The following is a 12,601-nucleotide window of genomic DNA, read 5'->3' as shown; positions in this document are numbered from 1 at the left end:
CAAGTGCATTGTCTGGATGTGGCGGCGTTGCCACTGGCGCATTACGGCAAGCAAGCCAAGCACTTAGTGATTATTGCGGGTGTGGGGGGCGAGTTATTGGTTGAACTGGTGCGCAGCATAGTGTCGTGTTATGGCCAGTATCACAGCGACAATCACAACCATTCTTATCATTCCAGCCCGCTCGAGTTTATTTTGTGTCCCGTGCATCATAATTATCATGTGCGCAGCTCACTTGCAGAGTTGGGATTATCCCTTAAGCAGGAATATTTACTCGAAGAAAATCAGCGCTTCTATGAGATATTGCATTTAACCCATTCGAGTACAGCTTCGAAGCGCAATGACGTGGCACCCTTAAGTTCGACTGGCTCAATTATGTGGCAAGGGTTAGATGCGGATAAAACCAGCCAGGCTAAGCGTTATCTTGTGCAGACAATCGGCCATTACCAACGTATCCCCGAGAACCGCTTGCCAAATAAGGCGCAAATAGTTGCGGCCTATCAGCAAATCTTGCGGCAACTAAGCAACTGAATTAACCCGTTTCAAGTGTACGTATTGTTGTGCGTGTTGCTTGAAAACGGTTTTGCTCTATAAATCCATAAAGTTGGTTTATGCTAATAGGCCGTTAATCTTGAGTTTTTCTATGCGTTTATTGAAGTCCACCCGAGCCGCCAATATCAATTTGAAACAGGCAAGGATCTTTTATCGCCAAGCCGCCCGCGCCATTGTGCTGTCGGGGGAAGATATTTTGCTGCTCTATACCCAAAAATATCGAGATTACGGCTTGCCCGGCGGTGGTGTGGATAAGGGCGAGAGCATCGAGGTTGGGCTTATTCGTGAGTTACAGGAAGAAACCGGCGCCATTGCAGCTAACGTTATTGCACCCTTTGGCCGCTATGAAGAATATCGACCTTGGTTTCGCGAAGGCGCCAACGTAGTACATATGGATTCCTATTGCTACCTGTGTGAAATCGATATGACTTTAGGTAACCGTGGCTTAGGTGAGCCAAAGCTTGAAGCCCATGAAGTGAAAAACGGTATGCGCCCTGAGTGGATCAATATCCATCAAGCCATTGCCCATAATGAAGAAATTCAGCGCACCTTCGCCAACAAAGGCCAATCTATCGACAGGGAAACCTTTTTGCTGAAACAGATAGTTGCAGAATTATTGTAGATAACGCTTGGCTGGCGACTTTATCACTTAGCCATAAAACTCAGTCTCAAAGCATAGATATAAAAAAGCCACCCAGAGGATGGCTTGTGTGACTCAGAGTGCGTGAGATGCTAGATCACTGTTAAATAAATACAGAAGAAATGACTCATCGCGCCAGCTAGCACAAACAGATGCCAAATCGCGTGATTGTACGGAATACGTTTGCCGACATAAAAGATCACTCCAAGGGTGTAAAACAACCCGCCCAATAGCAGTAGATTAAATCCAAGCGGTGACATTGCTGCTGTTAAATCGCCAATCACCGTCATACAAAGCCAACCCATCGCCAGATATAACACAAGACTGAGTTTTTTAAATCGGTGAATAAATAAGGTCTTAAATAAAATCCCACCAATAGCCAAAGACCAAATCGCCGTCAGGATAATTGTTGAAAGCTGTCCATGCAGGCTGACTAACATCAGTGGGGTGTAGGTGCCCGCAATTAAGCAGTAGATAGCACAATGGTCGGCAATCTTAAGTTTATGTTTCCAGCCAACATGCGTTACGCTGTGGTACAGGGTTGAGCTTAAAAATAACAGGATAAGACTTACGCCATAAATAATAACGCCTGTAAGTTGAATATTGGTGAGATGATCTGCGCCCTTAAGTAGCATAAAGATTAAGCCCACTACACCTGCAATCACCCCTAGGCCATGGCTAATGCTATTGGCTATCTCTTCACTTAAGCTATACCCGCTGATATTTAAAGGTTTTTCATGACTCATTTGCGGCTCTATCAAACTCTGGCTTGGCATGCTGTTGATCCACTCGATGACGATAATGATTGAGTCTATCAGTAGATAAAAGGGAAAGCTACAATTGGCTTACACGTGTAAGCTGATTTGTTTTGCGTGTTCTTGCCATTGGCTATAACACTGATGAGTTCTGTTGTCCTTGTACAAGATTATGGTACTGGTTTACAACTGAATAATGTCACTGCTTTGGAACTTTGTTCGACTCACTTTCTCTAATTCTCCGTAAGATGTCATGGATTTGTTAAGTACTTTATTCATTAAGTACTAAGGGATGGATTTTGCCTGTTCGATCGAATATAGCCCCAGAAGATAGCATCAGATTTGATGCGCACTGCAGTGCCACAAAGGACGAGGCTTTACCATTTTCCGCTTTGCCTTTTTGTGCAACGTTTTTAAGTGCTACAGCCCAAGGCGCTACAGATTTGAACACTAAGCCTTTTAGCGCTTTAAGTGTTCATGCCGAGTCTTGCGATAACAATCTACACCTCAATTTAAGTGAAGCAGACCAAAGATCAATCGATAGCGCATTTCAAACATCTTCAAATCTAAGCGGGCGAGAGCGGCCACATTATTTCAATCTTAAACTATTGCTTTGGGTCATGTTTGGCCATGGCTTACTGCTGTTTTTATTAATTTTTTTATGGCGAACCCAGTCGGAACACTTAGGGCTGCATTTTACTGAATCATCTGCTAACGCACGGACTACAACCAAAGCGTTAAAGGCATATTTTATTTATGCGCCGCCAACGCAAACTGCTCCAGCGGATTCTGCTCAAGATATCTCAGTGGAAGAGTTTATTAACACTAGCGAGCCGATAACCTCACCGCCTAATACCGTAAAGCCGGCAGCTGATATTGAGCAGTCAGCGAAAGTGTCACCAAAAGTCGCAGTAAAGCTGACGCCAAAACCCATGGAGCAGATAGCCAAACCTCCAGAAGTCAGCGCCCAAGAATCAAAAGTAACAGAATCAAAAGCATCAGTACCAAACACATCTGTGCCTAACACCTCAACTCAGGGCCAAACCCAGCAGAGTTCAAAAGAGGCTGTTAAACCGAAAAAGGCAGAAGTCCAATCAAGCTCGGCTCATGCGGCAAGCACTCAACAGTCTGCGGCCAGTGGGCAAAGCGGTGGGGCGGCGAGCAGTGTGGGATTGTTTACTCAGCGTTATTTTGAACGACAGCGTGAGCAAGCTTTAGATGATTTAGTGTTAGAGCAAGCAAATCATTACAGCAAACGGTCGAATTTGTCTGAAATGAGCCCCGAGATGGAGGTACTGATTGTGCCCAATGCCGACGATTTTAGCGGCCCCACCAGTTTGGATTTAGAACTGGATCCGAATCGTATCGTTCGTCAAGGTAATACCTGTTATCGGGTCGTCAAAGTAGGCACCCCAATTAATCCCTATGCTGAGAACTTAGGTTTCCCCTTCGATTGCAGTGGCAAGAAAATGAACCAAGAAATTGACGATGCCATTAAGGCGCAGCTCGATAAAATGATGGTAAAGCGGCCAAAAGGTTAAAAAATAGTGATGATAAATTTTCACTAAAAATAGTTTAAACTATGATCGCTAAAACAAATTTAGATTAAAGTCATTTAAATACATTGCTTTATGTGTTCTTTAATTTTGATTGATAATTTAATTTTTATTCTGAAATTACGCTTGTTTGTTCGCAGCGCTTCTGCCTATACTTTTGCCCATCTTGTCGGAGTGCCTCTTGGCTGAGACCGTTTATTCGGGATCCGTTGAACCTGATCAGGTTAAAACCTGCGAAGGAAACAAGCATAATAACTTCCATTAAATCGTATCAGCGGCAATCTTTTGCCGTCTATTTACCCATCGATTTAGTCGTTATTGAGTCAGTAAATCCACTTACGGTTTACAAGGCTCAGCTCTCAACACTCAAGTCTCCAGACAAGCAACCCCATTTTTATTTGTTAAAGTGAGATTGCTTATGTCCAGTTTAGAATCGTCCTCAGAATCACTTGCCGTGAACACTCATGGGCAAACGAACCGCCGTGTGGCGCGCGCCGAGGCGCAAGCCTTTATCGATACCCTTAAACCATTACAACATCCTAATTCGCAAAAGTTGTATTTGCAGGGAAGCCGTGAGGATCTCCGTGTAGGGATGCGGCAAATTCTGCAAACCGATACGCGGATTGGCGGCACGGTGATCGCGCCCAAAGTCGAGAAAAATCCTCCCATTCCGGTGTATGACTGTGCCGGTCCTTATTCCGATCCTGCTGCGCAAATTAACGTGCGCCAAGGTTTAGCCAAACTCAGATTACCGTGGATTATCGAGCGCCAAGATACCGAAGTGCTCGATTGTGCAACCTCAGATTTTACCCAGCAACGCCTAAAGGATGATGGGCTCGATCATCTGCGTTTCGAAGCCGGCTCAAGTGCGATTGTTCGTCCTCGCCGCGCCTTACCGGGTAAACGCGTGAGCCAATTACACTATGCGCGCCAAGGGATCATTACCCCTGAAATGGAATATGTGGCGATTCGGGAAAATATGGCGCTCGCCCAGGTGCAAGATGAAATCTTAAACCGCCGCGGCCAAGGTGAATCCTTTGGCGCCGTAATAGGTAAACCGATAACCCCTGAATTTGTCCGCGATGAAATTGCCCGTGGACGCGCCATTATTCCGTTAAATATCAATCACCCCGAAGCTGAGCCTATGATTATTGGCCGTAACTTTTTAGTCAAAGTGAACGCCAATATCGGTAACTCGGCGGTCACGTCTTCCATCGAGGAGGAAGTGGAAAAGCTAGTCTGGTCAACCCGTTGGGGCGCTGACACTGTGATGGACTTGTCCACTGGCCGGTATATCCATGAAACCCGTGAATGGATTATCCGCAACTCGCCAGTGCCTATTGGCACAGTGCCGATTTATCAAGCATTGGAGAAAGTGAATGGTGTTGCTGAGCACCTGACCTGGGAAGTGTTTCGCGATACTTTGATTGAGCAAGCGGAGCAGGGCGTCGATTACTTTACCATCCACGCGGGCGTGTTATTGCGCTATGTGCCGATGACCGCCAAACGGGTGACTGGGATCGTGTCCCGCGGCGGCTCTATTATGGCCAAATGGTGCTTGAGCCACCATCAAGAAAACTTCCTCTATACCCATTTCCGTGAGATTTGCGAGCTGTGCGTTGCCTACGATGTGTCGCTGTCATTAGGCGATGGTATGCGACCTGGCTCCATTGCCGATGCCAATGATGAGGCGCAGTTCGCCGAGCTTGAGACCTTAGGCGAGTTGGTCAAAATCGCTTGGGAATACGATGTGCAGACCATTATCGAAGGGCCTGGACATATCCCGATGCAACTTATCAAAGAGAATATGGATAAGCAGCTTATCCACTGCGCCGAGGCGCCGTTTTATACCCTAGGGCCGCAAATTACCGATATTGCGCCGGGTTACGATCATTTCACCTCGGGGATAGGTGCGGCGATGATCGCATGGTATGGCTGCGCCATGCTCTGCTATGTGACGCCGAAGGAGCACTTAGGTTTACCCAATAAGCAGGATGTCAAACAAGGGCTGATTGCCTACAAGATTGCCGCCCATGCCGCCGATATTGCCAAAGGCCACCCGGGCGCGCAGATCCGCGACAATGCGTTATCTAAGGCGCGTTTCGAATTCCGCTGGGAAGATCAATATAACCTCGGACTTGACCCTGAGACCGCGCGTGCCTATCACGATGAATCCCTGCCACAAGAGTCGGCCAAGGTCGCGCATTTTTGCTCTATGTGCGGCCCTAAGTTCTGCTCAATGAAGATCACCCAAGATGTGCGCGACTATGCGGCAAGTTTAGCGGCGGGTACGTTGTCAGGGGCTTCGTCAAGCCAAAATGTTGAGAGCGCTGAAGTGCTTGCATCGATAAACCCTGCTCAACAAGGGCAATCAAACACAGAAGCAATCCAGCAGATCAGAGTCAAAACCCAAGATGAATTAGCGGCGGCCATGGCGCAAAAATCGGCAGAGTTTGCGGCTTCGGGTGCCAAACTGTATCTGCCGCTGGGCGATGCTAATACAGCCAATGAAGCGGCAAAGCATCAGGATGGGGCAGAGCTCAAACCAACAGCACAGGCTGCGGAGGTTTGATAATGACCCTTACTAAAGATATTAGCCAGGTGGCGCCTAAACCTATCGTCTGGACCATTGCCGGTTCAGACAGCGGTGGCGGCGCGGGGATCCAAGCCGACTTAGCCACCATCAAGGATTTGGGCGGCCATGGATGCAGCGTGATCACCACGCTAACGGCGCAAAGTTCAGTAGCGGTGGCGTTAGTTGAGCCTGTGAGTGAGGCAATGTTACTCACACAGCTCTCGACCCTGTTAGCCGATCTGCCGCCTCAGGCGATTAAGATTGGTTTACTCGCAAATCAGCAACAAGTGCACTTAGTAGCCGATTGGTTGGCTGGTTTTAAAACCCAATTTCCACTCGTCCCCGTTATTCTCGACCCTGTGATGGTTGCAAGCTGTGGAGACGAACTCGGCGATAAGAGCACGGCGAGTAAACCTCTGGATTTTGCACCCTTTAAGGGCTTGATTAGCCTGATAACGCCGAATGTGCAGGAGTTGGCAAGGCTTACTGTCGCCACAGACAAACGAGCGTCAGCCATTCATACAAAAGCAGAATTCGCCGCTGCGGCAATGCAACTCTCTGCGCAATTAGCTTGCAGCGTATTAGCCAAGGGCGGCGATATTGATTTTGCGGCTCAGGCAAGTGCTGGCATTAACACCAGTGATGTCTTAAGCGATCAAAAAAGCGATATCACAAGTCATCGCATCGCTACAGAGAATCAGCGTTTGGCGGAGGATTTGTTGATTTGTCATCAGGTTACTGGCTGCTCACCGCTTGACGCGAATGGTGGTTTTTGGCTCAGTAGTGCGCGGATAAACACGCGCCATAACCACGGCAGTGGTTGTACTCTGTCTTCAGCCATCGCCTCGGTGTTAGCCTTTGGCTTTGTATTGCAGGATGCGGTTGTGGTAGCAAAAGCCTATGTTAATCAAGGTCTAATTTATGCAGTGGGGATTGGCCAAGGTCCAGGGCCACTCGCGCGTACCGCATGGCCGCACAGCTTAATGGCGTATCCTTACGTCACTTCTTACCCTAAAAATAGCTTGAATGAATCCATTGATTTGCAATGCGGCGCGTTTAAGCGCCTTGATCCTGACTTAGGGATTTATCCCGTTGTCGATAACTTACTGTTACTCGAACAATTATTGGCGTGGGGCGTGAAGACGGTACAGCTCAGGATAAAGTCTAATGCGCTAAAGTCTAATGTGCTGGCGTCGGACGAACTTGAGGCACAAATCCAAACCGCGATTGCCTTAGGTAAGCATTATGATGCGCAGCTTTTTATCAATGACCATTGGCAATTAGCGATAAAGCATGGCGCATTTGGGGTCCATCTTGGACAAGAAGATCTGGCAGTGACGGATCTAAACGCCATTCATGCCGCGGGATTGGCGCTTGGCATCTCTAGCCACGGTTATTTTGAGCTGCTGCGTGCCCATCAACATGCGCCATCTTACATTGCTCTTGGGCATATTTTCCCGACGACGACCAAGCAAATGCCATCGGTGCCACAAGGGTTATTCAAGTTAGCGCATTATGTTGAACTGTTAAAAGCGCATTATCCCTTAGTGGCAATTGGCGGCATCGGGCCTTCGAATCTTGCCCAAGTCAAAGCGACTGGGGTGAGCAATATTGCCGTGGTGCGGGCGATTACCGAATCAAGCGATCCAATAATGGCCTTTGCCGAATTGACGCGAGCTTGGGAGTCAAGCCTATGAGCATCACACAAGAGCAGGCGCAATCCCTTGCCGATAAAGACTTTATTCGTTATTCGCGGCAAATATTTTTACCCGAGGTCGGCGAGGCTGGCCAGTTGCAGCTTAAACAGGCTCATGTGCTTATCGTCGGCTTAGGCGGCCTCGGGCAATTGGCGGCGCAATATTTGGCTTGTGCCGGAGTCGGGCGCTTAACGCTTGTCGATGGCGATAGGGTGGAATTATCCAATCTGCCAAGGCAGTTACTCTTTAGTGACGACGATATTGGTCATCACAAAGCCCTCATTGCTAAACAGAAATTGGCCGTGTTGGCGCACGGTTGTGAGATTGATGCCTTTGCCGAGCATTTGACTCTCGAGTCTGCGAACACTGTATTTTCTGGTCTGTTAACCCATGGTGAAGAGACGAGGTTAGTGCTTGATTGTACTGATAACCTTACTGCGCGCCATTGTATCAATCGGTTGTGTATTGAGCATGCCTTGCCTTTGGTGAGCGCCTCGATTGCTGCCTTTAACGGCCAATTGTTTGCGGTTGATCAGCGGCGATTTCCCGCAGGCGGCTGTTATCACTGTATCTTCCCCTCGAATATTCGCGCGCCACAAAACTGTAGCAGTCAAGGAGTGCTCGGCCCCAGTGTCGGCGTGATGGCATCGATGCAGGCGCTGCTAGCGATGCAATTGTTGCTCTTAGCCACGCCGCCAACTTCTACAACAAAACAAACGGGTAATCAGTCTTTCGAAGAGACAAGTCACCCAGTCACCTCCACGAGAGCGCTACTTGGCCGATTTTGGCGTTTCGATGCCAAGTTACTCCAATGGCATTCGGCCGCATTAACCCGTGATCCCGAGTGCAAGGTGTGCGGATTAAAGCCAAGTGCATTAATGCAATCAACCACAGCTGCTTCATTCAAATCTGTCCCTAATCGAGGTTTGTCATGATTTTAATTCATCTCAATAATGTGCCCCAAACACTTCAACAACCGCTCAGTTTACAAGCCTTGTTAGAAGCACAAAATATTTGCCAACACTCGGTTGCCTTAGTGCTTAACGAGGCCGTTGTGCCAAAACACCGATGGTCATCTATCCTATGCCACCATGAGGATAAGATTGATGTATTTGCCGTGGTCGCGGGAGGTTAAGATGTTAACGATTGCAGGTGTGGAATTTGAGTCACGATTATTTACGGGCACGGGAAAATTCAGCTCAAGTCAGCTGATGCTGGAGTCAATTAAGGCGTCTCAGTCGCAGTTGGTGACCGTTGCAATGAAAAGAATTGATTTAAAAACTGGGGACGATGATTTGCTCTCGCCACTTAGGCAAGCGGGCGTGCGACTCTTGCCTAATACCTCGGGCGCGCGTAATGCTAAGGAAGCGATATTTGCTGCTGAATTAGCGCGGGAAATGCTGGGAACACAATGGGTTAAACTTGAAATTCATCCCGATCCCAAATACCTGATGCCCGATGCGGTCGAGACATTAGCCGCAGCCAAAATCCTCTGTGAACGCGGCTTTATTGTGATGCCCTATGTGCATGCCGATCCCGTGCTGTGCCGACGTTTAGAGGATGTCGGCTGCGCCGCTGTGATGCCACTGGCAAGCCCAATTGGCACCAATCAGGGGCTGGTGACAGAGCCTTTCATCAAGATGATTATCGAGCAAGCAAGGGTGCCGGTGGTGATTGATGCGGGAATTGGCGCGCCATCCCATGCGGCGCACGCGATGGAGTTAGGTGCCGATGCCGTGCTGGTTAATACCGCCATCGCCAGTAGTACGTCACCGGTTCAAATGGCGCAATGCTTTCGAGATGCGGTAGATTGCGGGCGACGCGCCTTTGAAGCGGGGCTTGGGCGAGTACAAACTCAGGCTGTGCATACCAGTCCATTAACGGGATTTTTGCAGCAATGAGTTTTATCGACCAATTTGCCCGTATTGAACGGGATAAGTTATTGCTGGCGTTGTATTCTTGCACGGCAGTGGAGGTTGAGCGCGCCCTAATGCAACCCGATGGTAACCTGCAGAGTTTACTCGCCTTGCTGTCTCCTGCGGCCGAGCCCTATATCGAAGAGATGGCACAGCGCTCGGCAGCGCTCACTCGGCAACGCTTTGGGGCCAATATCGGATTGTACTTACCACTGTACTTGTCCAATCTTTGCGCTAACGAATGCGATTACTGTGGCTTTAGCATGAGTAATAAACTGAAGCGTAAAGTACTGAATGAACAGGAACTCGCTGCCGAAATAGCGATCATAAAATCCCGCGGCTTTGATTCTATCTTGCTGGTGTCGGGTGAGCATGAAACTAAGGTCGGGATGGATTACTTTCAGCGGATTTTACCGTTTGTAAAACAGCAGTTTAGTTATGTGGCGATGGAGGTGCAGCCGCTTGAGGAGATTGATTATCGTAAGCTCGTCGAGCAGGGACTTGATGCGGTGATGGTGTATCAAGAAACCTACCAAGCCGCGACTTATGCTAAACATCACACCCGAGGCAAAAAACAGGACTTCGCCTATCGGCTTGCCACGCCCGATCGCGTTGCCCGTGCGGGTGTCGATAAGATAGGTCTAGGTGTGCTACTGGGATTAGATGACTGGCGCTTAGACGCCTTGATGATGGGCTATCATCTTGATTATTTAGAGCGGCACTATTGGCGCACCCGTTTTAGTATTTCTCTACCACGTTTGCGGCCTTGTACTGGTGGCATAACACCAAAAGTGCATTTAACCGATCTTGGACTCGTGCAAATGATCTGTGCCTTTAGACTTTTTAATCAACAGCTTGATATCAGTTTATCGACCCGCGAGGCGCCATCACTTCGGGATAATTTATTGCCACTTGGGATAACGCAAATGAGTGCGGGCAGCTCAACCCAGCCAGGCGGTTACCAAGCACCTGACAGCCAGCTCGATCAGTTTGAGATCAGTGATGAGCGAACTGTTGAGCAGGTCATCAGTCAAATGCGGCTCAAGGGATTTAACCCCGTCTTTAAGGATTGGGAATCGGCTTGGATAGCCTGTTAAAAAGGAGCTGAAAATGAGCAAAAAAGCTCTCCATAAGAGGGATAAATCTGTACATCAAGGTAGGTTTGGTCAATAATTAACCTAGTGTTCACCAGATGCAGGAATCCCTTTATGCAAATCCAATCTGCTTATGCTTCCGGTCTGCAAGGCTTGCAAACGGCTCAATCAGGCTTAACACAGGCTACGATTGATGTGGCTAAACCGAGTCCTTCGCAAAGCGCTGCACCCACAGAAACCGCTAAGGCGGTAGATGAAACCGATAAAACCTCAGCATTAGTTGCTGCCAATTCATCATTGCGACAAGGCGAAGCATCGACTGAGGTACTAGAGAGAGAATCTGAAACTATAGGTTCGATTATTAACATCAAGGTGTAACTATGTCGGTCATGGCGCTGTCATCTCAGGTTGGCGCGCCATCCAATTCGTTTTTGAGTGCTGATAAGCCGATTGAGCCGCTAAAAGGAGCAAAACCTCAAAGTGGACTGGTTTATCAAGGTGACAATAGTCAGACGGTTGCTAACCATAGCGCTTCAACGGCTAGCCTGCATGCACCAAAATCCGAAGTGAGTGGGGCACTTGAACCGTCTTTAAGTAGCTTTACTGCTGCGTCCAACCAAACTTTGCCTTTCACTGGGACTCAGCCTGAGTTATTGGCAGGCGCTAAATCGAGTTATGCGAGCCTTTCTTCTAGCGCGAATAATGTTGCGATACAGAAAGCTATTGTAGATTTAGGTGTAAACGCTTCTGCCCAGCTATATTCAAACCCCTCCGCTCCAAAACTGATAGATTCGACTTCACAGTCTTCAACTAATAAAAGTTTTAGTTTACTCACAGGACCTCGTTCCATAGGTGGAATGAGAGGTGGGCAAATTGCTGCCTCTCAGACAGCCGTGTCAGTGTTGAGTGCTCCGGATATGGGGCTTTCAACCTTGAATGGTGCCGTTAATCCTCTGGTGTCTTTGGCGCCAAGCACAACCGCTTACTCAACTGAAAGCGATATCGGTAGTATTACTTCGTCAAATTCGGATTTCGCCAATATATTCCCGACTTCAGATCCCATCACAACGAGTATCGCACCATTGGGACAACAAAAGGCCACTAGTACTGCAATTAATCCTTTTGCTACTGAGTTTGCAGGGGCTGATGTTGTGGGTACTTCTTCGGGGACCCGCGATTCGGTGGTGGCCAACGTTGGTGATAGAACCTCGCCTCAGGCAAACAGTTTGAGTGAGCAGTTTAGTCATATCTTTGGCCAACCTGCCGCGACCAAGGAACCAGTTGGGAGTGAATCGGTAGCAGGCGAACTTTCTCACATTCAGCAAAATCAAGCTGAACAAGTTCGTGATGAGCAAGCTAAGCAAGCAAGGGAAAAGGCTATACAAGAGCAGGAGCAAAAACAACAAGCATTAGCCGAAGCCTTTGCTAAAGCCGATAATAGCCAACAAGCTCAGCAGACACAGGGCGAACAAACTCGCCAGCAAGACTTAGCGAAAGAGCAAGTCAAACAGACACAAGAAAAGGCGATAGAGCAACAAAAAGCCCAAATTGACGAATTAAAAGCAAGGGACACAGAAGTCAAAGCTCATGAGCACGCTCATGCCAGCGTGGGTGGTCAATATGCCCAAAGCCCTAGTTTTAAATATGAAAAAGGAGCTGATGGCCAACGCTATGCCACCGACGGTGAAGTACAAATCGATGTGTCGATAGTACCAGGCGATCCTCTGGCGACCATCAATAAAATGAAGCAAGTCTATGCGGCCGCGATGGCGCCAGTTGACCCATCTTCCGCCGATATTCGCGTGGCGGCGCAAGCACT

The 12,601-nt window shown here is 48.3% G+C and carries 12 protein-coding genes and 1 riboswitch; of the genes, 11 read left to right on the top strand and 1 reads right to left on the bottom strand.

Translation table 11 applies throughout. From position 1 onward, the window contains the following. A partial coding sequence (locus SHEWPOL2_RS19715) for a tRNA (adenine(22)-N(1))-methyltransferase TrmK (protein ID WP_037430935.1) occupies positions 1-528 on the top strand: 528 nt, incomplete at its 5' end. A 112-nt stretch (positions 529-640) separates the two neighbouring features. Further along, on the top strand, positions 641-1,171 hold the full coding sequence (locus SHEWPOL2_RS19710; RefSeq protein ID WP_037418800.1) for an NUDIX domain-containing protein: 531 nt from the start codon (positions 641-643) through the stop codon (positions 1,169-1,171). Positions 1,172-1,281: 110 nt separating this feature from the next. On the opposite strand, the gene SHEWPOL2_RS19705 is transcribed toward SHEWPOL2_RS19710, so the two are convergent. After that, positions 1,282-1,965 carry a hemolysin III family protein gene (locus tag SHEWPOL2_RS19705; protein WP_037430933.1) on the bottom strand — a complete coding sequence of 228 codons (684 nt, stop codon included), beginning with the start codon at positions 1,963-1,965 and terminating at the stop codon, positions 1,282-1,284. 422 nt (positions 1,966-2,387) lie between these two features. Between SHEWPOL2_RS19705 and SHEWPOL2_RS19700 the strand changes: the two genes are divergently transcribed. The 9 genes from SHEWPOL2_RS19700 to SHEWPOL2_RS19660 all read left to right on the top strand — a co-directional run. Next, complete coding sequence (locus SHEWPOL2_RS19700) at positions 2,388-3,485, top strand: hypothetical protein (RefSeq protein WP_239642789.1); 1,098 nt, start codon at positions 2,388-2,390, stop codon at positions 3,483-3,485. A gap of 175 nt (positions 3,486-3,660) precedes the next feature. Continuing rightward, positions 3,661-3,759, top strand: a riboswitch (TPP riboswitch). A gap of 159 nt (positions 3,760-3,918) precedes the next feature. Continuing rightward, a complete protein-coding gene (gene thiC / locus SHEWPOL2_RS19695) occupies positions 3,919-6,072 on the top strand; it encodes a phosphomethylpyrimidine synthase ThiC (RefSeq protein WP_037430931.1) in 2,154 nt (717 codons plus the stop codon). A 2-nt stretch (positions 6,073-6,074) separates the two neighbouring features. Next, positions 6,075-7,772, top strand: a complete 1,698-nt coding sequence (gene thiE, locus SHEWPOL2_RS19690) for a thiamine phosphate synthase (RefSeq protein ID WP_037430928.1) — start codon at positions 6,075-6,077, stop codon at positions 7,770-7,772. After that, positions 7,769-8,707 (top strand): HesA/MoeB/ThiF family protein, encoded by a 939-nt coding sequence (locus SHEWPOL2_RS19685; protein WP_050991413.1) that lies wholly within the window; start codon positions 7,769-7,771, stop codon positions 8,705-8,707. The genes thiE and SHEWPOL2_RS19685 overlap by 4 nt, the downstream gene beginning before the upstream one ends. Then, positions 8,704-8,907: a sulfur carrier protein ThiS gene (gene thiS, locus SHEWPOL2_RS19680; RefSeq protein ID WP_037430926.1), complete on the top strand. Its 204-nt coding sequence runs from the start codon at positions 8,704-8,706 to the stop codon at positions 8,905-8,907. Before SHEWPOL2_RS19685 ends, thiS begins: the two co-directional genes overlap by 4 nt. A 1-nt stretch (position 8,908) precedes the next feature. Further along, positions 8,909-9,673, top strand: a complete 765-nt coding sequence (locus SHEWPOL2_RS19675; RefSeq protein WP_037430920.1) for a thiazole synthase — start codon at positions 8,909-8,911, stop codon at positions 9,671-9,673. Beyond that, complete coding sequence (gene thiH / locus SHEWPOL2_RS19670) at positions 9,670-10,785, top strand: 2-iminoacetate synthase ThiH (RefSeq protein ID WP_037430918.1); 1,116 nt, start codon at positions 9,670-9,672, stop codon at positions 10,783-10,785. The genes SHEWPOL2_RS19675 and thiH overlap by 4 nt, the downstream gene beginning before the upstream one ends. A gap of 111 nt (positions 10,786-10,896) precedes the next feature. Then, positions 10,897-11,160, top strand: coding sequence for a hypothetical protein (locus SHEWPOL2_RS19665; RefSeq protein ID WP_037418823.1), 264 nt, complete (start codon positions 10,897-10,899; stop codon positions 11,158-11,160). A gap of 2 nt (positions 11,161-11,162) precedes the next feature. After that, on the top strand, positions 11,163-12,601 hold a 1,439-nt coding region (locus tag SHEWPOL2_RS19660; RefSeq protein ID WP_037430917.1), incomplete at its 3' end, for a putative metalloprotease CJM1_0395 family protein.

The sequence above is a fragment of the Shewanella sp. POL2 genome, assembly GCF_000282755.1.
Lineage (GTDB): Bacteria > Pseudomonadota > Gammaproteobacteria > Enterobacterales > Shewanellaceae > Shewanella > Shewanella xiamenensis.
Note: the sequence above shows the minus strand (reverse complement) of the source record. Positions and strands in the feature narration are given on the sequence as shown.